This window comes from Enterobacter sp. RHBSTW-00318 (genome assembly GCF_014101375.1).
In the GTDB taxonomy this organism is placed as follows: Bacteria; Pseudomonadota; Gammaproteobacteria; order Enterobacterales; family Enterobacteriaceae; genus Enterobacter; species Enterobacter ludwigii.
The window spans coordinates 4,232,450-4,254,542 of sequence record NZ_JABXQH010000001.1; the positions used below are offsets into that span (position 1 = coordinate 4,232,450).

20 protein-coding genes are annotated in these 22,093 nt (G+C 55.2%); 9 read left to right on the forward strand and 11 right to left on the reverse strand.

The features are described from left to right. The 4 genes from ppx to purM all read right to left on the reverse strand — a co-directional run bounded on the left by ppx (nt 1) and on the right by purM (nt 5,508). A complete protein-coding gene (gene ppx, locus HV157_RS20855) occupies nt 1-1,539 on the reverse strand; it encodes an exopolyphosphatase (protein WP_020883058.1) in 1,539 nt (512 codons plus the stop codon). A 3-nt stretch (nt 1,540-1,542) separates the two neighbouring features. Continuing rightward, a complete protein-coding gene (gene ppk1, locus HV157_RS20860) occupies nt 1,543-3,603 on the reverse strand; it encodes a polyphosphate kinase 1 (protein ID WP_014171133.1) in 2,061 nt (686 codons plus the stop codon). A gap of 229 nt (nt 3,604-3,832) precedes the next feature. Further along, entirely contained in the window at nt 3,833-4,474 is a 642-nt protein-coding gene (gene purN, locus HV157_RS20865; RefSeq protein WP_014171132.1) for a phosphoribosylglycinamide formyltransferase, read from the reverse strand. Further along, on the reverse strand, nt 4,471-5,508 hold the full coding sequence (gene purM, locus HV157_RS20870) for a phosphoribosylformylglycinamidine cyclo-ligase (protein ID WP_014171131.1): 1,038 nt from the start codon (nt 5,506-5,508) through the stop codon (nt 4,471-4,473). Before purM ends, purN begins: the two co-directional genes overlap by 4 nt. Before the next feature lie 266 nt (nt 5,509-5,774). Here purM and HV157_RS20875 point away from each other — a divergent pair, with 266 nt between their 5' ends. The 4 genes from HV157_RS20875 (at nt 5,775) to HV157_RS20890 (ending at nt 10,170) form a co-directional block, all read left to right on the forward strand. After that, entirely contained in the window at nt 5,775-7,205 is a 1,431-nt protein-coding gene (locus HV157_RS20875; protein WP_020883060.1) for a 6-phospho-beta-glucosidase, read from the forward strand. Nucleotides 7,206-7,370: 165 nt separating this feature from the next. Continuing rightward, nucleotides 7,371-7,997, forward strand: a complete 627-nt coding sequence (gene upp, locus HV157_RS20880; protein WP_020883061.1) for a uracil phosphoribosyltransferase — start codon at nt 7,371-7,373, stop codon at nt 7,995-7,997. An 86-nt stretch (nt 7,998-8,083) separates the two neighbouring features. Then, the gene (gene uraA / locus HV157_RS20885) at nt 8,084-9,373 is read left to right on the forward strand and encodes a uracil permease (RefSeq protein WP_182268907.1); all 1,290 of its coding nucleotides are present in this window, start codon (nt 8,084-8,086) and stop codon (nt 9,371-9,373) included. Between the two features lie 95 nt (nt 9,374-9,468). After that, the gene (locus HV157_RS20890; protein ID WP_212479862.1) at nt 9,469-10,170 is read left to right on the forward strand and encodes a DnaA inactivator Hda; all 702 of its coding nucleotides are present in this window, start codon (nt 9,469-9,471) and stop codon (nt 10,168-10,170) included. 56 nt (nt 10,171-10,226) lie between these two features. Here HV157_RS20890 and HV157_RS20895 read toward each other — a convergent pair whose 3' ends face one another. The 3 genes from HV157_RS20895 to celB are packed head-to-tail and all read right to left on the reverse strand — an operon-like array spanning nt 10,227 to nt 13,927. Then, nucleotides 10,227-11,648, reverse strand: coding sequence for a leucyl aminopeptidase family protein (locus HV157_RS20895; RefSeq protein WP_182268908.1), 1,422 nt, complete (start codon nt 11,646-11,648; stop codon nt 10,227-10,229). Next, entirely contained in the window at nt 11,645-12,604 is a 960-nt protein-coding gene (locus HV157_RS20900; RefSeq protein WP_025203486.1) for a N(4)-(beta-N-acetylglucosaminyl)-L-asparaginase, read from the reverse strand. The genes HV157_RS20895 and HV157_RS20900 overlap by 4 nt, the downstream gene beginning before the upstream one ends. A gap of 3 nt (nt 12,605-12,607) precedes the next feature. After that, entirely contained in the window at nt 12,608-13,927 is a 1,320-nt protein-coding gene (gene celB, locus HV157_RS20905; protein WP_014171124.1) for a PTS cellobiose transporter subunit IIC, read from the reverse strand. 145 nt (nt 13,928-14,072) lie between these two features. Here celB and HV157_RS20910 point away from each other — a divergent pair, with 145 nt between their 5' ends. Beyond that, on the forward strand, nt 14,073-14,897 hold the full coding sequence (locus HV157_RS20910) for an XRE family transcriptional regulator (protein ID WP_182268909.1): 825 nt from the start codon (nt 14,073-14,075) through the stop codon (nt 14,895-14,897). On the opposite strand, the gene arsC is transcribed toward HV157_RS20910, so the two are convergent. Together arsC and bepA are read right to left on the reverse strand one after the other, a co-directional pair. Then, the gene (gene arsC, locus HV157_RS20915) at nt 14,894-15,250 is read right to left on the reverse strand and encodes an arsenate reductase (glutaredoxin) (RefSeq protein ID WP_047356597.1); all 357 of its coding nucleotides are present in this window, start codon (nt 15,248-15,250) and stop codon (nt 14,894-14,896) included. The two genes, HV157_RS20910 and arsC, sit on opposite strands and share 4 nt — an antisense overlap. An 18-nt stretch (nt 15,251-15,268) precedes the next feature. After that, nucleotides 15,269-16,732, reverse strand: coding sequence for a beta-barrel assembly-enhancing protease (bepA, locus tag HV157_RS20920; RefSeq protein WP_020883065.1), 1,464 nt, complete (start codon nt 16,730-16,732; stop codon nt 15,269-15,271). Between the two features lie 221 nt (nt 16,733-16,953). Here bepA and HV157_RS20925 point away from each other — a divergent pair, with 221 nt between their 5' ends. Beyond that, on the forward strand, nt 16,954-18,018 hold the full coding sequence (locus tag HV157_RS20925; RefSeq protein WP_014171120.1) for an AI-2E family transporter: 1,065 nt from the start codon (nt 16,954-16,956) through the stop codon (nt 18,016-18,018). A 121-nt stretch (nt 18,019-18,139) separates the two neighbouring features. On the opposite strand, the gene bcp is transcribed toward HV157_RS20925, so the two are convergent. Further along, nucleotides 18,140-18,610, reverse strand: coding sequence for a thioredoxin-dependent thiol peroxidase (bcp, locus tag HV157_RS20930; RefSeq protein ID WP_014171119.1), 471 nt, complete (start codon nt 18,608-18,610; stop codon nt 18,140-18,142). Then, nucleotides 18,610-19,179 (reverse strand): glycine cleavage system transcriptional repressor, encoded by a 570-nt coding sequence (locus HV157_RS20935; protein ID WP_014171118.1) that lies wholly within the window; start codon nt 19,177-19,179, stop codon nt 18,610-18,612. Before HV157_RS20935 ends, bcp begins: the two co-directional genes overlap by 1 nt. Nucleotides 19,180-19,324: 145 nt before the next feature. On the opposite strand from HV157_RS20935, the gene dapA reads away from it, so the two are divergent. From dapA to purC, 3 genes are all read left to right on the forward strand, one after another. Next, complete coding sequence (gene dapA / locus HV157_RS20940) at nt 19,325-20,203, forward strand: 4-hydroxy-tetrahydrodipicolinate synthase (protein WP_014171117.1); 879 nt, start codon at nt 19,325-19,327, stop codon at nt 20,201-20,203. 16 nt (nt 20,204-20,219) lie between these two features. Further along, a complete protein-coding gene (gene bamC, locus HV157_RS20945) occupies nt 20,220-21,254 on the forward strand; it encodes an outer membrane protein assembly factor BamC (protein WP_020883067.1) in 1,035 nt (344 codons plus the stop codon). Between the two features lie 109 nt (nt 21,255-21,363). Next, complete coding sequence (purC, locus tag HV157_RS20950) at nt 21,364-22,077, forward strand: phosphoribosylaminoimidazolesuccinocarboxamide synthase (RefSeq protein ID WP_008501631.1); 714 nt, start codon at nt 21,364-21,366, stop codon at nt 22,075-22,077. The last annotated feature ends 16 nt before the right edge of the window (nt 22,078-22,093 follow it).

Below are 22,093 nucleotides of genomic sequence, written 5' to 3' on the forward strand. Positions count from 1 at the left end.
TTACGCCGCGACGTCTGAGCTCTCTTCTTCGATTTTGAGTAGCCAGCCGGTGACCGCTTCCCAGTACTGCTGCTCTTTTTCCAGATCCAGCAGCACCAGCGCATTCTGGCTAAACCAGTCTGGCGGGAAGCTCAGGGTCCAGTGGTTGTCATCCGTTTTGAGCTTCAGCGTGGGCGGGGTAGTCGTGGCCTGACGCTGGTTATTGAGCAGGACGCCGAGACGCAGCAGCTGGATAAGCGGCAGGAATTGCTTCTTCTTAAACAGCGTGAAGCGCGGCAGATCGTCAAGCTTGATGGCTTTACGATGGTAGCGCACCAGGGTCGCCATCATGGTTTGCTGCTCCTGGTTGAAGCCAGGCAGATCGCTGTTTTGCAGGATATAGGCTGAGTGGCGGTGCATTCCGCTGTGGTTAATATTCAGTCCCACTTCGTGCAGCATCGCTGCCCATTTCAGCAGGGCGGCAAGCTGCGGATGCGCCAGCTTAGGGTTCTGCTCCTGCCACTGGTCGTATATCTGAACGGTTGTTTCCAGCACGCGCTTCGCCTGTTCACGGTCGATATTGTACTGGTTTGCCAGGCTTTGTGCGGTGCGGCTACGAATATCCTGATGGCGGAAACGGCCTTCCATTTCATACAGCACACCTTCACGCAGCGCGCCGTCGGAAAGACGCAGCTCTTTAATTGCCAGCGCATCAAATACGCCGCACAGGATAGCCAGCCCCGGTACGAATACCGCTTTGCGCTCGTCGGAAAGACCCGGCAGGCTTAAGGCGTCAAAGCTTTTATGTTTCAGCACCTCTTCGGTCAGCAAGGTCAGGCGCTCTGGGGTGATAAACCCATCTTTTTCACCCATCGCCAGCAGCACTTCATGTGCCGCTTTGATGGTGCCCGATGCGCCCAGCGCTACGTTCCAGCCCTGAATACGGTACTGCCAGGCCAGGTTCTCCAGTTTCTGGATAGCGGCCATGCGCGCGCGCTGGAAGTTTTCGCGGCTGATTGCGCCACCCGGGAAATACATCTGCGCAAAGCTGACGCAGCCCATACGACGGCTTTCGACCAGACGCGGCTCAAAATCTTCGCCGATCACCAGTTCTGTAGAGCCGCCGCCGATGTCGATGACCAGCTTGCGTCCTTTTTCCGGCTGAGTGTGTTCAACACCCATGAAAATCAGACGGGCTTCCTCGTTACCGGAGATGATCTCAATGGGGTAGGGGATCACTTTTTCGGCCCGCTTGAGGAATTCAGGCGCGTTCAGCGCCTGGCGCAACGTGTGGGTGCCTACAATGCATACGCTGGAGGGCGAGAAGCCCTGCAGGCGTTCAGCAAATAGCGACAGGCAGTTTAAGCCTCGCTCCATTGCCTCTTCGCTGAGCATGCTGCGCTCATCAAGACCATCCGCCAGGTGTACACGCTGCTTCAGACGACCGATGATCTGCAACGCGCCATCCACCTCACGGGCGATGACCATGTGGAAACTGTTAGAACCAAGATCGACCGCGGCGAATTCCTGCGGGCGTGGGGTCTTATCATTTATCGGCATAGGTTAATCGGGTTGCTCGAGTGATTTGATATAGTCGTAAATCGCCAGTTGCGACCGCACTTTACGGCGATTGCCGCGCGGTACATAGCGGTTACTGAGTTCTTTGTCGATATAGCGTGCTTTCACCGTATCGCTGAACAGAATCTCGATGATATCGAGGATCTGCTGTTTCAGCCGCGGATCCAGGAGCGGTGTCGCGACTTCAATTCGGTAGTCAATATTGCGCGTCATCCAGTCTGCAGAGGAGAGATAGACCTGTTTATCACCCGCATTATCGAAAATATAGACCCGATCGTGTTCCAGGTAGCGGTCAACAATGCTGATCACGCGAATATTGTCGCTGATGCCTTCGAGTTCAGGGATCAGCGAGCACATACCGCGTATCAACAGATTGACCGGAACGCCGGAGCTGGACGCCGCATACAGACGATCCACCAGCCCTTTGTCGACCAGGTTGTTGAGTTTCAGCGTAATGCCCGACGACAGCCCTTTCTGGGCATTGGCGATCTCTTTATCGATCATGTCGTACAGCAGGCGGCGTGAGTTCTGCGGCGAGACCAGCAGATAATCGAAGCTGACCGGGCGGTACGGGTTCTCAATAAAGTTGAACACCCGGCGAACCTCGTTAGTGATGCGCGCATCGGCAGTCAGCAGCGAGTAGTCGGTATAAATTCGCGCGGTTTTTTCGTTAAAGTTCCCGGTCCCGATGTGGGCATAACGCACCACGTCCTCCCCCTCTTTACGGGAGATAAGGAACAGCTTGGCGTGAATTTTCAGCCCAGGTGCTGAGAAGATAACGTGGACACCGGCTTCCGTCAGACGGCGCGCCCAGTGAATGTTTGCCTCTTCGTCGAAGCGTGCCTGCAGCTCAACCACCACGGTCACTTTTTTGCCGTTGTGCGCCGCATGGATCATCGCATCGATGATGCGGGAATCTTTTGCCACACGGTAGATGTTGATTTTGATCGCCAGTACGTTCGGGTCGAACGAAGCCTGACGCAGCAGTTCCAGCACGTGTTCAAACGTATGATACGGATAGTAGAGCAGGACATCGCGCTCGCGAATGGCGTCGAAACCGTTGCGGAATTTATCGAACCAGAGATGGCGCAGACGCGGCAGCGGTTTGTTCACCAGATTGGCCTTGCCGACGTTCGGGAAGCCAATAAAGTCTTTAAAGTTATGGTAACGACCGCCCGGCACGATGGAGTCATAGCGAGAAATGGTCAGCTTGTCGCGCAGCATTTCCACCATGGCATCTGGCATATCGCGCTGATAAACAAAGCGCACCGGCTCCGCCGTCAGGCGCTGTTTCAGGCTGGATGACATCAGCTCCATCAGGCTGGCTTCCATCTCGTGCACCAGATCGTATTCGGCGTCACGGGTCATCTTCATGGAGTAGGCGTTTAACGCGTCGTAATCGAAGAAGCCCTTGAAGATGTCGTCCAGGCAGTAACGCAGGATGTTATCGAGCAGGATCATTGGCTTGCGTCTGCGCGGGGTTTCCGGCGGCAGGTTCACAAAGCGCGGCACCTTATCGGACGGGATCTCAAGCAATGCGTAACGAATCGTGTCGCCACGAATAATTTCCACCGCGAGGTAGGTGTAGTCATCTTTCAGGAACTGCACCAGATCGGTTTCGCGGTTGATCAGAATAGGGGTAATGTGCTGGCGCAGGTAATGTTTGAAATAGTGACGCAGCCAGGTTTGTTGGTTAACAGAAAGCTGACGCTCGTTAATCAGGAAGATTTGATTGCGTGCCATTTCCAGCAGCAGTTCGTTATACAGGCCGTCAAACTCCTGATCGGCTTTCAATACGCGCGACTGAATTTTGCCCAGCAGATGGCGCGAGTGAGAGTTTAAGCCCTGTTCTTCGCTGATGATGATTCGCCGTTTCAGTTCGGCAAAGCGAACCTTGTAGAACTCATCCAGGTTGTTGGAATAAATCCCCAGAAAACGCATACGCTCGATAAGCGGGTTACTTTTGTCTGCCGCTTCCTGGAGTACACGTTCGTTGAATGCTAACCAGCTTAGCTCTTTCTCGATATATAACTTTTCCTGACCCATTACAGCTCACACTCCAGTTCAATCACAGGACGTGGTAAATCCGTCTCGTCCTTATTATGGCGAGCATTTCCACGATATGTCCAACAGTGCCAGAAAAGTATGACAGTTATTTTTTTTCTGGGGGATTTTAGAGGGTTGGGGGAAGGGCATGTCGGGAAGCGCGGTGCTCACCCGACAGTGAAGACCACAGGCCCGTGCAGGCGTCGCGCCGCCGGGCACATCAAACAAACTACTCGTCAGCGGCATAACCCTGTGCAGGGAGCCTGACGCCGTCCAGCCAGGCGGCACCGTCGCGCATCTGAAGACGCCCGTCAACAAACCAGCTTACCACCAGAGGATAAATGGCGTGTTCCTGCGTCTGCACGCGTTCGGTAACGTCGTCTTCGCTGTCACCTTCAAAGACCGGCACCTTTGCCTGCAGGATCACCGGCCCGCCGTCCAGCTCGTCGGTAACGAAATGCACGGAGGTACCGTGCTCTTCATCGCCGTTTTCCAGAACCTGACGATGGGTGTGCAGGCCGGGATACTTCGGCAGGAGAGAAGGGTGGATATTCAGCAGACGACCAGCGTAGTGCCCGACAAAGGCCGGGCTCAGGATACGCATATACCCCGCCAGCACGACAACGTCAGGCGCGTAGGCATCAATCTCCTGAACCAGTTCCCGGTCAAACGCTTCACGTCCGGAGAACTGGCTGGCTTCCAGCGCGTGCGCGGGAATGTTCTCTTCCCGGGCGCGTTCAAGGCCGAACGCGTCGGCCTTATTGCTGAATACTGCCCGAATGGTGCCGTTGATTTTCTTCTGTTTGCAGGCGTCAATTATCGCCTGCAAATTGCTTCCGTTACCGGAAATGAGCACCACAATGTTTTTCATTCAATGACCACACGCTGTTCGGAATCGGATGCTTTGATGATACCGATTTTCCACGCGTTTTCACCTTTGTCAGTCAGCAGCGTAATCGCCTTATCCGCTTCGCTTGCTGGCAGCGCGATAACCATGCCCACGCCACAGTTAAAGGTGCGGTACATCTCGTGTGAGCTCACGTTGCCCGCAGTCTGCAGCCAGTTAAAGACGGACGGCCACTGCCAGGACGATTCGTCAATCACCGCCTGAGTGTTGTCCGGCAGTACGCGCGGAATGTTTTCCCAGAAGCCGCCACCGGTCAGGTGGGCAATGGCGTGAACGTCAACCTTCTCGATCAGCTCCAGCACGTTTTTCACGTAGATGCGGGTCGGCGCCAGCAGATGGTCAGCCAGTGGCTTGCCATCAAGCTCGGTGGTCAGTGGATCGCTGCCGCTCACGTCGAGGATTTTACGCACCAGAGAGTAGCCGTTCGAGTGCGGGCCGCTGGAGGCCAACGCGATCAGCACATCACCATCAGCCACTTTACTGCCGTCGATAATTTCTGATTTTTCTACTACGCCAACGCAGAAGCCTGCGACGTCATAATCTTCGCCGTGATACATACCGGGCATTTCGGCGGTTTCACCACCGACCAGCGCACAGCCAGACTGCAGACACCCTTCGGCAATGCCATTAATGACGCTTGCTGCGGTATCCACGTCCAGTTTTCCGGTCGCGTAGTAATCCAGGAAGAACAGCGGCTCTGCGCCCTGAACCACCAGGTCGTTAACACACATCGCGACCAGATCGATACCGATCGTGTCGTGACGTTTTAAATCCATCGCCAGGCGCAGTTTCGTCCCTACACCATCAGTACCCGAGACCAGAACAGGTTCACGATATTTTTGCGGCAGCGCGCACAGTGCGCCGAATCCACCCAGACCACCCATCACTTCCGGGCGGCGGGTTTTTTTCACCACACCTTTGATTCGGTCAACCAGCGCATTACCTGCGTCAATATCAACACCGGCATCTTTGTAGCTGAGAGAAGTTTTGTTGGTCACGGCTCAAGTCCCCACGCGATTGCATAGCTAGTAAGAAAAATCGGCGCAATTCTAACAGTCCAGGCAAACGTTTGCGAGCCTATTCTCGGCGAGAGGATTTTTTTTTCAGCAGGCCCTGCGAATGCGCCTAAAGTTGAGTCTGTTCACGAAAATGAAACCGGTTTCGGTTTTCTCCTTGCAACAGAAAGCCCCTTTGCACATCATCAGAATGAAACCGGTTTCTGTAATTGTTTTTGCAGAAAATAACGCAGAATGAGGGAAAGTGTATGTCTGGATTCAAAGCAGATTTTCTGTGGGGCGGTGCGGTCGCAGCGCATCAGCTGGAAGGGGGCTGGAACGAGGGCGGTAAGGGGATCAGCGTTGCCGATGTGATGACGGCCGGCGCGCACGGCGTGCCGCGTGAAATCACCAACGGCGTGCTGCCAGGGAAAAATTACCCTAACCATGAAGCCATCGATTTCTACCATCGCTATAAAGAGGACATCAAACTCTTTGCCGAGATGGGCTTCAAATGCTTCCGTACCTCCATCGCCTGGACGCGTATCTTCCCGAAAGGGGACGAGCTGGAGCCTAACGAAGCTGGCCTGAAATTCTATGACGACCTGTTTGACGAGTGCCTGAAGTATGGCATCGAGCCGGTTATTACCCTTTCCCATTTCGAGATGCCGTTCCACCTTGTCACCGAATACGGTGGCTGGCGTAACCGTAAGCTGATCGACTTCTTTGTTCGCTTTGCGGAGGTTGTGTTCAGACGTTACCAGCATAAAGTGAAGTACTGGATGACCTTTAACGAGATCAATAACCAGGCTAACTTCCACGAAGACTTTGCACCGTTTACCAACTCCGGCCTGAAGTACGAGCCGGGCGAAGACCGCGAACCGGTAATGTTCCAGGCGGCACACTATGAGCTGGTGGCCAGTGCCCTGGCGGTGAAGGCCGGGCGCGACATTAACCCGTCGCTGCGGATCGGCTGCATGATTGCCATGTGTCCAATCTATCCGCTGACCTGTGCCCCGGACGATATGATGATGGCGATGAACGCCATGCACCGTCGCTACTGGTTCACCGATGTCCACGTGCGCGGCAAGTACCCACAGCATCTGCTTAACTACTTTGCTCGTCGCGGTTTCACGCTGGATATCACAGAAGAAGATAACGCGGCGCTGACGCAGGGGTGTGTCGATTACATCGGCTTTAGCTATTACATGTCTTTCGCCACCAAAGCGACGGCGGATAACCCGGAGCTGGATTACGACGAAAGTAAGAGCCTGGTCTCCAACCCGTACGTGCAGAAATCTGACTGGGGCTGGCAGATTGATCCGGTGGGCCTGCGTTACTCCCTGAACTGGTTCTGGGATCACTATCAGTTGCCCCTGTTCATCGTGGAGAACGGCTTTGGCGCCATCGACGTGCAGGAGAGCGACGGTTCGGTGAATGACCAGTACCGTATTGATTACCTTGCCGCGCACATCCGCGAAATGAAAAAAGCGGTGGTCGAAGATGGCGTTGATCTGATGGGGTATACCCCGTGGGGCTGTATCGACCTGGTGTCTGCCGGAACGGGTGAAATGAAAAAACGCTACGGCTTTATCTTTGTCGACAAAGACAATGAAGGTAACGGCACCCTGAACCGCAGTAAGAAGAAGTCGTTTGACTGGTATAAGCAGGTGATAGCCAGCAACGGCGACACTCTTTAATTCCAGCAGAGTAAAAACGCAAAAAGCCGGAGCTTGCCCTCCGGCTTTTTTGCCTCTAAAACACTTTGCTTGATGTACGTCAAGCAAGTTGGGTATGGTGCAATCCGAAAAAAGCGGTATAATCCCGCGATTTTTTTGCGGTTGCCCCCTCAGAGGAGAAAGAGAATGAAGATTGTGGAAGTGAAGCACCCACTCGTTAAACACAAGCTGGGCCTGATGCGTGAGCATGACATCAGCACGAAGCGTTTTCGCGAACTGGCTTCTGAAGTCGGCAGCCTGCTGACCTATGAAGCGACCTCTGACCTGGAAACGGAAAAAGTGACCATCGAGGGCTGGAACGGCCCGGTTCAGGTTGAGCAGATCAAAGGTAAGAAAATTACCGTTGTGCCCATCCTGCGTGCCGGCCTCGGCATGATGGAAGGCGTGCTGGAGCACGTGCCAAGCGCGCGCATCAGCGTGGTCGGGGTTTACCGCGACGAAGAGACCCTGGAGCCGGTACCGTACTTCCAGAAGCTGGTGTCTAACATCGACGAGCGTATGGCCCTGGTGGTTGACCCGATGCTGGCGACCGGCGGTTCAATGATTGCCACCATCGACCTGCTGAAAAAAGCCGGTTGCAGCAGCATCAAAGTGCTGGTGCTGGTTGCCGCACCAGAAGGTATCGCGGCGCTGGAAAAAGCGCACCCGGACATCGAACTCTATACCGCGTCTATCGACCAGGGGCTGAATGAGCACGGGTACATCATCCCGGGGCTTGGCGATGCCGGCGATAAGATTTTTGGTACTAAATAATCGAATAACGATAATGAAGCCGACTTTGATAGTCGGCTTTTTTTTGAATAAAACGCCAACAACAATACTACTCAGAGGAAAACACTATGACGCGCCGTGCTATCGGGGTGAGTGAAAGACCGCCGCTTTTACAGACAATCCCGCTTAGTCTGCAGCACCTGTTCGCCATGTTTGGCGCAACCGTGCTGGTGCCAATCCTGTTTCACATTAACCCGGCTACCGTGCTGTTGTTCAACGGTGTGGGTACGCTGCTCTACCTCTTTATCTGTAAAGGCAAAATCCCTGCCTATCTCGGCTCAAGCTTCGCCTTTATTTCACCGGTTCTGCTGTTGCTGCCGCTGGGGTATGAAGTGGCGCTGGGCGGCTTCATTATGTGTGGCGTCCTCTTCTGCCTGGTCTCTTTCATTGTGAAGAAGGCCGGTACCGGCTGGCTGGACGTTATGTTCCCGCCTGCCGCAATGGGGGCCATTGTCGCCGTCATCGGTCTGGAGCTGGCGGGCGTAGCGGCCAATATGGCTGGCCTGCTGCCTGCTGACGGGCAGTCACCGGATTCCAAAACCATCATCATCTCGATGGTGACACTGGGCGTAACGGTGTTTGGTTCCGTGCTGTTCCGCGGTTTTATGGCGATTATCCCGCTCCTGATCGGTGTGCTGGCGGGGTACGCGCTCTCCTTCGTGATGGGTGTTGTTGATACCACGCCCATTGCTGAAGCGCACTGGTTCGCACTGCCAACCTTCTATACGCCACGCTTTGAATGGTTTGCCATTTTCACGATCTTGCCCGCGGCGCTGGTGGTTATTGCTGAGCACGTAGGTCACCTGGTGGTGACGGCAAACATCGTTAAACGTGACCTGATCCGCGACCCGGGTCTGCACCGCTCGATGTTTGCCAACGGCCTCTCTACCATTATCTCCGGTTTCTTTGGTTCTACGCCTAACACCACCTACGGTGAGAACATCGGCGTGATGGCGATTACCCGTGTCTACAGTACCTGGGTCATTGGCGGCGCGGCAATCATCGCCATCCTGCTCTCCTGCGTGGGCAAACTGGCGGCGGCTATCCAGATCATTCCGGTACCGGTAATGGGAGGCGTCTCTCTGCTGCTGTACGGTGTGATCGGCGCGTCCGGTATTCGCGTGCTGATTGAATCTAAAGTGGACTACAGCAAAGCGCAAAACCTGATCCTCACCTCCGTGATCCTGATCATCGGCGTGAGCGGCGCGAAGGTGCACATCGGTGCGGCTGAACTGAAAGGCATGGCGCTGGCGACCATCGTGGGTGTGGGCCTGAGCCTGATCTTCAAACTGATCTCCGTCCTGCGCCCGGAAGAAGTGGTGCTGGATGCTGAAGACAGCGAAAAAGCGTCACATTGATCGTAAAACCGGGCGGACGATCCGCCCGGTTCTCTCCTTGCACGTTCCGTGCTAAACTCACCGCCGATTTTATGTAAGATCTGGTTGAGGTACTTCTGAACGGACCGGCACAGCTCTCTCTGCCACTCTATCTCCCTGACGACGAAACTTTTGCGAGTTTCTGGCCGGGTGATAACCCCTCTTTACTGGCTGCACTGCAAAACGTGCTGCGTCAGGAACACAGCGGATACATCTATATCTGGTCACGCGAAGGCGCGGGGCGCAGCCACCTGTTGCATGCCGCCTGTGCGGAGCTTTCCGCGCGGGGTGATGCGGTAGGCTATGTGCCGCTGGATAAACGTACCTGGTTTGTGCCTGAAGTCATGGAGGGAATGGAACATCTCTCACTGGTCTGCATCGATAATATCGAATGTGTGGCGGGGGATGAGCCATGGGAAATGGCGATCTTTAACCTCTATAACCGCATTCTGGAGTCGGGGAAAACCCGGCTGCTGATCACCGGCGATCGTCCGCCGCGCCAGTTGAATCTGGGGCTGCCGGATCTGGCTTCCCGTCTGGACTGGGGGCAAATCTACAAGCTGCAGCCGCTGTCGGATGAAGACAAACTTCAGGCGTTACAGCTGCGCGCAAGATTGCGCGGCTTTGAACTCCCGGAAGACGTGGGGCGTTTCCTGCTCAAGCGCCTGGACCGGGAAATGCGCACGCTCTTTGATACGCTCGATCAGCTCGATCGCGCTTCGATTACCGCGCAGCGCAAGCTGACCATTCCTTTTGTGAAAGATATTCTGAAGCTGTGATGCGATTTTCTCCCTCTGCCTGGCGCAGAGGGAGAACCAGTGCCACTGGCTAAAACTCACCTGTCTTCCAGCAAATGCTCAACCAGAAGTGGAATGGGTCTGCCCGAGGCCACGCTTTTTCCGTTCTCACGCCACAGCGCCGTGCCGCTAATATCCAGATGGGCCCATGGAATGGTCGGCGGGCAAAAATGGTGTAACAGCCAGGCCGCCGATGCGCTGATCGCCGCATTATTGGGTGGGGTATTGCACAGGTCGGCGATGGCGCTGTCGGTCTGTTTTTTTAACCGTGCATCCAGCGGCAGGGACCACACCTCATCACCGCTCCGTTTCCCCGCGTGGGTGAGCGCCTGACGCAGCGCTTCGTCCTGCGTCATTAACCCACTCAGCTCGTACCCCAGCGCTTTCACGACGGCACCGGTTAAGGTCGCCATATCAATAATATAGCGAGCCTGCGGATGACGCTGGCTGGCCCAGGCGATCGCATCCGCCAGTACCAGCCGGCCTTCGGCATCGGTATTGTTGATTTCAACCGTGATACCGTTGCAGGCGCTGGCCACCATGCCCGGCTGCATTGCATCCGGTCCTATGGCGTTTTCCGCCAGCGCCAGTACGCCCATAATACGAACCGGCAGGCCGAGTTCTGCCACGCTCAGCATCAACCCGAGCACGTTCGCTGCCCCGCACATGTCATATTTCATGGTGTACATGCCCGCGCCTTCCTTCAGCCACAGGCCACCGGTATCAAACGTTATGCCTTTGCCCACGTAACAGCGTACCGGGCCATCAGCGATGCCGTTATAGTGAATGGCCAGCAGCCGCGGTGGACAGGTCGCGCCTTTACCGACGGCATGCAGAAGCCCCAGTCCCTGTTCAATAATTTGCTTTTCATCAAGCACTTCACACCGCAGGGCGGGGAAGGCGGCGCACAGCTTTTGCGCTTCGTCGACGACATACTGCGGCGTACAGCGATCGGACGGCATATCCGCCAGACGTCGCGCGGCGACCATTCCTCGGGCAATGGCCTGCTGTCGCTGGAAGAGAGCGTCCAGCCTTTCACGCTGTTGCGGATGACACAGGGCGGTGACATGGCGAAGGCGAACGCTTTTGCCATCGGTTTTCTTAAGCTGCAGATCGCGAAGGTCATGCGCCTGGTTAAAGAGAAAACGCAGAACCTGCGTCAGCACCACCTCGTCAATATCCGTGACATCCAGTACCACATCGGCGCTGACCGGGGCTGCCAGCAGTGGACGGAGGGCGGCGAGTAACCCTTCTGTCAGACTGTCCTGCCAGAGCGCATCCGGCAGCAGCGTGATTCTGGCAAACGGGGCACAGCCAAAGCGGGTATCCGCGACGGCGTTTTGTTCACGCATTTCAGCGATGAGTGCGGTGTCCGGCAGTAACGCGCAGGCGGCCCGGGCAATAAGATGACTCTGGGGCTTTGCGTCTGCAAGGGCGGTGATAAGCTTAAAGGTAATCATTGTGACTCCTCAACTGGCGCGCGGATCCGCGCGGCATAGGCCTGCATCCATTCCTCATCCACGGGCTGATAGTGCGTTTTTTCCCGCAGGCGCTCGGCGCGAAATACGGTGAGAGGCTGGCGGGCCGTTGCCACCACAAATGAGAAGGTTTTGATGTTGGTTGCGGCGCCGAATTCGCCTTTATTATTCATGCACACCACCGAGAGATCGCCCGCGCGGCCAAAGCGTGACATCAGTTTGTCTTCCAGTTCGAAGACCACCGAGTCCGCCGCCTGCTGCGGTGACATGCCCTGTGCCATGCGGCGAACAATCTCGTAGCTGGTGCAGCCTTTCATCAGGTCTTCCCCCACGCCGGTGGCGGTGGCGGCACCGGTTTCACTGTCGCAGTAAAAGCCGGAGCCGATAATCGGCGAGTCGCCAATACGGCCGCGCTTTTTCATAAACAGACCGCTGGTGGAGGTCGCCACGCTCATCGACCCCCTTTTGTCGAGGCCAATAATCCCGACGGTGTCATGCCCATCGTACGGGCTTAAGCCTTTGTCCAGCGTCTCCCGGCAGCGCTTACGGTAATGCTGCATCGCGCGGTCGGTAAGCATGGTTTTGTTGGCAAACCCCTGACTCAGCGCCCATTCGCGCGCGCCCTGGCCGACCAGCAGGCTGTTATAGCGCTGGCGGCTTAGCGCATGGGCGACACGCACCGGGTTCGCAATATCAACCAGATCTCCCACGGCCCCAAACGCAAGCGTATCGCCATCCATATACGCCGCGTCCAGTTCGACTTCGCCATTTTCGGTTGGCAGCCCGCCGTAGCCGACGGATTTATACAACGGGAAGTCCTCGACGGCAGCAACGGCATCGACCACCGCTTCTGCTACCGGTTTCCCCGCAGCCAGCGCAGACGCAGACTCCGTGACCCCTTCAAGCGCCATTCGCCAGGTTGCGATAATTCCCCACATGCTTTACTCCTGTTTTGCAAGGGTTGGGTCGGTTTGCGTCACGGTGGCAATCTCCGCGGCGCGGTATTGTTTATCCACGATACGCATGAAAGGCAGATACAGCATGGCGCCAATCAGCAGGTTGATAAGCTGCATCACGCTGCCGCTGAGATGCCCCGTGACGATAAACCCGCTGATCACCGGCGGTAACGTCCAGGGGATAAACACCCCGGTGGTCACAGCGACGGCACCCATTTTCATCGCAGCATATTGCACGGTAACCAGGACCAGCGGCACCAGATTGAACGGGATCAGCATGATGGGGTTCATGATAACCGGCAGACCAAACAGAATCGGCTCGTTGATGTTAAACACCGAGGCCCCCGCGCCGAGACGCGCCACCTCGCGCATGTTTTTGCTGCGGGCAAAAATCAGCATCGCAATCACCAGCGAGAGCGTTGCCCCTGCGCCACCCATCCAGATCATGTCAAAAAACTGTTCGGTGATAATGTGCGGCGGCGTCGTACCCGCCTGGATGGCGGCGATGTTATCGGTCTGGTTCTCCATCCACAGCGGGCGAATGATGCCGTTGATCATTGAGCCTGAGTTAATGCCCACAGACCACAGAATGGTGATGCTGAACACCGTCATCAGCGCGCCGAAATAGGAGGTCCCGTAGTGGCGAACCGGCGTGGCGACCACCTCGTAAATAAACTGGTGAATGGTGTTGTAGTGGGTGTTTTCGAAAATGATGCGGATAATAAGCACCAGAATCATTACCAGCAGGGCCGGGATCAGCGCGGCGAACGATTCCTGCACCGCCGGCGGCACGCCATCAGGCATTCTGATGACCAGCTTTTTGCGCTTCAGCCAGCAGAACAGCTCCGTCCACAGCAGAGAGCCAATCATCGCCACGAACAGCCCTTTGCTGCCAATCCACTCCACCGGCATGACCGTGATACCGCCGTTTTCGGCCACTTTGATAAAAGGTGTCAGGATTAAAAAGGCGACCAGAGCCAGAATGCCGCAGGAGATGCGATCTTCGCCGTAGTGTTCAGCCAGGCGAAACGCCACCAGGAAGCTGATAAACAGCGACATGGTTGAGAACACCGCGTTGAACGGAATTTCAATGATGGCACTCCAGCTTTCACCAAATGCCTGAGACATAAACTGCTGATAGGTTTGGTTCGGAAAAGAGGAGATGACCAGCAGAATCGAGCCGACGATGATAAACGGCATGAAGGAAACATAGGCCCCGCGTATGGCGCCCAGATGCCGCTGTTGCGCGGTTTTGGCCGCCAGCGGCATCAGTTTTGCTTCAAGAAATCCCAGAACATTGTTCATTGTGAACTCCGTACAAGATTGAGGGGTGTTGTTATGTTATGTCTGTGGATTATCAGTGAAGCGCGGTGGCTGAAAGGTGAAACAGGTCACAAAGCACTCGCTAAGATATTATAAATCTCATGATATTGGTTATGGAGTTACAGCGATGGAAATCAAATTGCACGCCAATGCCACCACCACGCCGCGGATCCGTCGCTATCTGCAACAATCCGACAAAAGCGACAGAGAACTGGCTATAGAGCTGGGTATTTCCGTGACGACCGTGCGGCGATGGCGCAATCGCGATCGGGTTTCTGACAACCATACGACCCCAAAAGTGATACACAAAGCGATGAGACAAGAGCAGGTTGACCTCGTTAATGCGCTGCGTGATATCACGGGCGCACCGCTGGATGAACTGCTGCTGCTGGTTAACGAGGTGCTGGGGATTTCCGTTTCGCGGGCGACACTGAACCGTTATCTCCGTCCCGCTTCTGCGAAACGCAAGGGCGTTGAACTTCAGGGGAAAAAAGCGCTAAAGGCAGGCGTTTTACCCACAAAACTGCTGGTGCATCACCAGCCTTTATCGCTGCATATGGATGATGGCGGGGAGCAGCATTTGCTGTGGGGGTGCGAACCGGTGAGCGGCTGGTGTTATGCCCGGCTCTATGCGGGAATTTCATCACAGCTGCTGAACAACTGGATGTGTGAGTTGCTGAACGCCTGTCCGGCTGATATCCAATCTGTTGAGACTTTCGGTTTTGAACCCGACTTACCCGCGAGTGAACCTGTCGTAAAAGTACAGTCGACCAGGCACAAGGCCGTGCAGGTTGCGGTACCGCTCGGCGACATCATTCCACGAGTGAATGCTGTTCCGTTAGGGCAGGTGTTGATCGAGATGTGCGAGTTTTACAATCGGGGCAAAGCGCAGAAAAAGCTGGGAGAGAGCACGCCGCAGGCCTTTCTGGAAGCGCTGCGGCGTAAGGATTAGAGAATCTCGAGCACATCTTCCGGCGGGCGTCCAATACGCGCCTGACCGTTTGCGACCACAATGGGGCGCTCAATCAGTTTCGGATTTTCAACCATCGCCTGAATCAGCTCAGCCTCGGTTAGACGACTGTCATTCAGATTGAGCGACGTATACAGGTCCTCTTTCTGGCGCATTAGCTCTCTGGCACTGCCCATTCCCAGCATGTGCAGCAGCTGACGAAGCGTCTGTGCATCTGGCGGTGTCTCCAGATACAGCACCACTTCCGGGTCAATGCCGTTCGACTTCAGCAGGCTAAGGGTGTCGCGGCTCTTCGAGCAGCGTGGGTTGTGGTAGATTTTTACCGCGTCTGTCATGACCTGAATTCTCCTTTATTACATCTTCTCGTACGGCTTAAAGCGCTGCTGCAGACCGCGAAGCTGATCGATACGTGCATCGTAGCGGGCCTGTTGCAGACTGCCGAGCTTAACCTGGGAACTGGCACTGCTCAGGAGGGAAATCGCCTGGTCAAGTCGTCCCACTAGGGCAAAGCCTTCGGCGCGTGCCGCAAGCTCCTGATCGCGGTTGCCCAGCTGCGCTTCTGCCTGGGCAAGCAGATCCCAGCCGTTCTGATCGTCTTTATTGTTAAAGGTGTAGCGGTTCAGAATGTTCGCCGCTTCAGCAGGCTGACCACCCTGTAAGTAAGCATTCGCCAGGTTAAGCTGCAGCACCGGGTTAGTCCGCACCTCTTTTGCCCCTTTCAGGCGATTAATCGCATCGGTGGCTTTTTTCTGCCCCAGATCGATATCCGTGGCGAGATCGAGATACCACGGGTTATTCGGATCGGCGGCGAGAAGTGGCTGCAGCGTTTTACGCGCTTCGTCATATTTGCTGGCTTCCATCGCCTGTAACGCCTGGCCATACTGAGCCGCGTTTTTCTCACGCACGTTGCCTTTCGCCAGCGCATCCAGCAGGTCGCTGGTCAGCTGGTTACGCCCGGAATTGTACATTCCAAGCGTTCGCACTTTTGCCATGTAGAAATCCTGCGACGACTGTACCACGACCGGGCGCATCTGGTTCGCACGGTTACGCGCATCCGACAGACGGCTTTCCGGTAAGGGGTGCGTCAGCAAAATTTCCGGTGGACGGGAGGAGTAGCGCGCCTGGTCGAGCAGCTTTTCGAGGAAGCTCGGCATGGCCTGCGGGTCAAAGCCCGAACGTTGCAGCACCTGAATGCCAATACGATCCGCTTCCTGTTCGTTTTGCTGGGTGAAACTGATCATCCCCTGACGTGTTCCCGCCAGCGTACCGGTTAACGCCGCCATCCCGGCCTGCGGGCTGGCCATTGCCAGCAGAATGGAACCCAATGCGCCAACCCAGGTCAGCGGAGCGTTACGCTTCTGGTCTTCCATTGCACGGGCAAGGTGGCGCTGGGTGACGTGAGAGATTTCGTGCGCCATGACCGAGGCCAGCTGACTTTCGTTATCAGAGTAGCGGAATAACGCCGAATGCAGCACCACGTTGCCGCCAAAGAAGGCGAAGGCGTTGATTTCGTCATTATTGATTAAATAGAAGTGGAAGGGGGTTTTTACCGAGTTGGCGTGCGCGACCAGGCGCATGCCCAGCCCGTTAATGTACTGAACCAGCAACGGGTCGTTAATCAGCGGCGCGCTGCCACGCAGCTGACGAACGTAATAATCCCCCATCTGCATTTCCTGCCCAATGGAGAGCGTGCTTCCTGCTGTAGTGCCCATGTCCGGCAATGAATCGGACGAGTCAGCGAAAGCTGGCAACACCTGACCGACCGTCAGTGCGGCAATCAGTGTCGCAACCAGTGTTTTTCTCAACTGCCTGAACATAACCACTGTCCTGTATTTGGGATGTGCTAATTTGACCGATGAACCGGCATATCGTTCATCTCCACTGCCCTGCGAGTGTAGCCGTGTTGAGGCATGAAGAAAATCCCATTCATCAGGGTTTTGCGGATCGTGGCAGGGAGACAAAAAGCGAAAGTCTTTTTTGTGACAGTTAGATACAATTCACGTTCTCACTCCCGCCATCCGATTCAGGGAAGGGTTGTATGCTCGAAATGTTAATGCAGTGGTACCGCCGTCGGTTTAGCGACCCGGAAGCCATTGCTTTGTTGGTTATTCTGGTCGCCGGGTTCGGCATTCTGTTCTTCTTCAGCGGTCTTCTCGCCCCCCTGCTGGTCGCGATTGTGCTGGCGTACCTGCTGGAGTGGCCAACGGCACGTCTGGAAAATATAGGCTGTTCCCGTCGCTGGGCGACCAGTATCGTCCTGGTGCTGTTTGTCGGCATTCTGCTGTTAATGTCGTTTGTCGTTATGCCTGTGGCCTGGCAACAGGGGATTTACCTTATCCGCGATATGCCCGGCATGCTGAATAAGCTTTCTGATTTTGCCGCCACGCTGCCGCGCCGATATCCCGCCCTGATGGATGCCGGGATCATTGATGCGATGGCCGAAAACATGCGCGCCCGCATCATGACAATGGGCGATTCCGTGGTGAAATATTCCCTGGCGTCGCTGGTAGGGTTGCTCACGCTGGCCGTCTACCTTGTCCTCGTTCCGTTAATGGTTTTCTTCCTCGTCAAAGATAAAGAGCAGATGCTGAACGCGGTGCGGCGCATTCTGCCGCGTAATCGCGGGCTGGCCGGGCAGGTGTGGGAAGAGATGAACCAGCAGATCACCAACTACATTCGAGGCAAAGTGCTGGAGATGATTGTGGTGGGTGTGGCTACCTGGATTGGTTTTTTAATTTTCGGGCTTAACTACTCGCTGCTGCTGGCGGTGCTGGTGGGGCTGTCGGTGCTCATTCCCTACATCGGTGCCTTTGTGGTGACCATTCCGGTTGTCGGCGTTGCGCTGTTCCAGTTTGGTCTGGGGACCGAGTTCTGGAGCTGCTTTGCGGTGTACCTGATCATTCAGGGACTGGATGGCAACCTGCTGGTGCCGGTGCTGTTCTCCGAAGCGGTGAACCTGCATCCGCTGGTGATTATCTTATCCGTGGTGATTTTCGGCGGGCTGTGGGGATTCTGGGGCGTGTTCTTTGCCATTCCGCTGGCAACGCTGATCAAAGCAGTGGTTCACGCGTGGCCGGATGTGCCTGCGGTTGAGGATAAGTAGATAGTTGTGCGGCCTGATACCCTCTCCCGTGGGGAGAGGGGCAAATATCAAAAACGGTAACCTGCGTTACCGTATTGCATTTACCGCGTAGGTCGGGTCAGGCGAAGCCGCGGCCCAACGATCAGGCGCTTTGTTTGAGCCAGTTCAGCACCACGTCGTGGTGGTTGCTGGTTTTGAAGTCATCAAACACATGTTCAACTTTACCGTCAGCGTCAATCAGGAAGCTGATACGGTGAATGCCGTCGTAGGTTTTGCCCATAAAGGTCTTCTCGCCCCAGACGCCAAACTGCTCGCATACCTGGTGGTCTTCGTCAGAAAGCAGCGTGAAGTTAAGCAGCTCCTTTTCAGCAAATCGTGACAGCTTTTCTGGCTTATCGGTGCTGATACCCAGCACTTCCACGCCGACTTTTTTCAACTCGTCCATGTTGTCGCGTAAGCCGCAGGCCTGTACGGTGCAGCCCGGGGTCATGGCTTTCGGGTAAAAATAGACCAGAACACGCTGTCCCTGGAAGTCGGTCAAATTTACTTGCTCACCATCCTGGTCAGGTAAGCTAAATTTCGGTGCGATGTCACCGGCTTTCAGTGGGTTCATTACTCAACTCCATCCTGTTCATGCTGCGAATAATTGACGACGCTTATACTGCCTTGCGCGTTTAATTCTGTACAGAGGGCTTTGAACGCTTGCTCGATATTTGACGCATCCTGCGAGGCAGGGCTGTGCGCGGTAATCTGAATAAAAAGGGTGGGAATGGCGCTGCCGTCACCCGGCTGCGTTCGGGAAACGAGTTCGGCAATATTCATCTGATGGCTGTCAAATAACGCGGTGAAGCGCTCAATCAGATGGGGGGAATCGGGGACTTCAACCTGCACCCAGACGGTCGCGGGCAGGGCCGGACGTGGGCGAGCAGTGGTGCGTTTCATCACGATCAGCAAATCCAGCTCCGCACCTTTGAGCGGCAGGGTCGATTCGATAAGGGTAATGGCATTCCATGTCCCGGACAGCAGCATAATAAACGTGAACTCTTCGCCCAGCATAGCCAGACGACTGTCCTCGATATTACAGCCGCAGCTGCTCACATGGCGGGTGATGGTGTTCACGATACCCGGCCTGTCAGCACCCAGCGCAGTGATAACCAGGTAATGTTGTGATGAGGTTGTCAAACCTGTTCTTCCTTTGCATGGTTAAGTCTTCCTAAGGAAAGCATAAAAATAACATGCATACAACCGCCTGAGGGCCTCACGTCGCTTGCTTTTATTACAGTTCCAAACGTACCATTGAGGCTCTTGTTCGCACAGAGGATGGCTCATGTTCACGGGAAGTATTGTCGCGCTTGTTACACCGATGGATGAAAAAGGTAATGTCTGCCGGTCAAGCATGAAGAAGCTGATTGATTACCATGTCGCCAATGGAACCTCGGCGATCGTTTCGGTAGGGACTACCGGTGAATCTGCAACGCTAAGCCACGAAGAGCACGGCGATGTGGTGATGCTGACCCTGGAACTGGCTGACGGGCGTATCCCGGTCATCGCAGGGACAGGCGCTAACGCCACGGCAGAAGCTATCAGTTTGACCAAACGTTTTAACGACAGCGGCATCGTGGGCTGTCTGACGGTGACCCCTTATTACAACCGTCCTACTCAGGAAGGTCTGTTCCAGCATTTCAAAGCCATCGCAGAACATACTGACTTGCCACAAATTCTGTATAATGTGCCGTCCCGTACTGGCTGCGATATGCTGCCGGAAACCGTTGGTCGTCTCTCGAAAGTAAAAAATATTATCGGGATTAAAGAGGCGACAGGGAACTTAAGCCGCGTTCATCAGATCAAAGAGCTGGTTTCAGACGACTTTATCTTGTTGAGCGGCGATGATGCGACCGCACTGGACTTTATGCAGCTCGGTGGCCATGGCGTGATCTCCGTAACGGCGAACGTTGCGGCCCGCGATATGGCTGAAATGTGCAAACTGGCGGCTGCCGGTCACTTTGATGAAGCTCGCGTGATTAATCAGCGTCTGATGCCGTTGCATAATAAATTATTTGTCGAACCCAATCCGATCCCCGTGAAATGGGCGTGTAAGGAGTTGGGACTTGTAGCAACCGATACGCTGCGTCTGCCAATGACACCGATTACCGACCACGGTCGTGAAATTGTCACAGCAGCGCTGAAGCATGCCGGTTTGCTGTAGAGTTTAGGGAGATTTGATGGCTTATTCAGTACAGAAGTCGCGCCTGGCGAAGGTTGCGAGTGTTTCGCTTGTTATGCTGCTCGCTGCCTGTAGTTCAGACTCGCGCTACAAGCGCCAGGTGAGCGGTGATGAATCCTATCTGGATGCGACCCCGCTTGCTGAACTTCACGCACCGGCTGGTATGATCCTGCCGATTCAGAACGGCGATTACAATATTCCCGTGACCAACGGCAGCGGCCTGGTCGGTAAAGCGCTCGATATTCGTCCGCCAGCACAGCCTCTGGCGCTGGTGAGCGGGGCGCGTACCCAGTTCACCGGTGATACGGCGTCGCTGCTGGTTGAAAGCGCCCGCGGTACCACCCTGTGGCCGCAGGTTGTGAGCGTCATTCAGGCGAAGAACTACACCATCGATAAACGCGATGATGCCAGCCAGACCTTAACCACCGACTGGATCGAGTGGAACCGTCTGGACGAAGATCAGCAGTACCGTGGGCGTTATCAAGTCTCCGTTAAACCTCAGGGGTATCAGCAGGCAGTTACCGTTAAGCTGTTGAACCTGGAGCAGGCGGGTAAACCGGTTGCGGATGCCGCATCAATGCAGCGTTACAGCACTGAAATGCTGAACGTTATTGCCGCGGGTCTGGATAAGAACGCCAGCGACGCCGCTAACGCAGCGCAGAGCCGCAACGGCGCGACATTTGACGTTCAGAGCGGTGCGGATGACACCGGTCTGCCAATGCTGGTTGTGCGTGCACCGTTTAACCAGACCTGGCAGCGCCTGCCAGCGACGCTGGAAAAAGTGGGCATGAAAGTGACCGACAGCACCCGTTCAACCGGTAGCATGACGGCAACCTATAAGCCGCTGTCTGACAGTGCATGGCAGGAACTGGGCGCCACCGATCCACAGCTGGCTTCCGGCGACTACAAGATTCAGGTCGGTGACCTCGATAACCGCAGCAGTCTGCAGTTTATCGATCCGAAAGGCCACACGCTGACCCAGTCGCAGAACGATGCGCTGGTGGCCGTCTTCCAGGCGGCATTCAGCAAATAAATACGAGGGCTGGTTAATCCAGCCCTTTTTATTTTCGTGCTACGCAAACGTGTGCGTGGCATAATATCCCCAGTTTTGAACACCAATCATCACACCAGGAGTAATGAAGATGCAGAAGCAAGCTGAGTTGTATCGTGGCAAAGCGAAGACCGTATACAGCACGGAAAACCCGGATCTGTTGGTGCTCGAGTTCCGCAATGATACGTCAGCAGGGGATGGCGCACGCATTGAGCAGTTCGATCGTAAAGGCATGGTGAACAACAAGTTCAACCACTTCATTATGACCAAACTGGCCGAAGCGGGTATCCCGACCCAGATGGAAGCACTGTTGTCCGATACGGAATGTCTGGTGAAAAAACTGGATATGGTTCCGGTTGAGTGCGTCATTCGTAACCGCGCAGCAGGCTCCCTGGTGAAGCGTCTTGGTATTGAAGAAGGTATTGAGCTGAATCCACCGCTTTTTGACCTGTTCCTGAAAAACGATGCCATGCACGATCCGATGGTCAATGACTCTTACTGCGAAACCTTCGGCTGGGTGAATAAAGAGAACCTGGCGCGCATGAAAGAACTGACCTACAAAGCCAACGACGTGCTGAAAAAACTGTTTGATGACGCGGGTCTGATCCTCGTCGACTTCAAACTGGAGTTCGGCCTGTTCAAAGGCGAAGTGGTTCTGGGTGATGAGTTCTCTCCGGACGGCAGCCGTCTGTGGGATAAAGAAACGCTGGATAAAATGGACAAAGACCGTTTCCGTCAGAGCCTGGGTGGCCTGATTGAAGCGTACGAAGCGGTTGCTCACCGTTTAGGCGTTAAGCTCGACTAACTCCCTCATCGCCAAA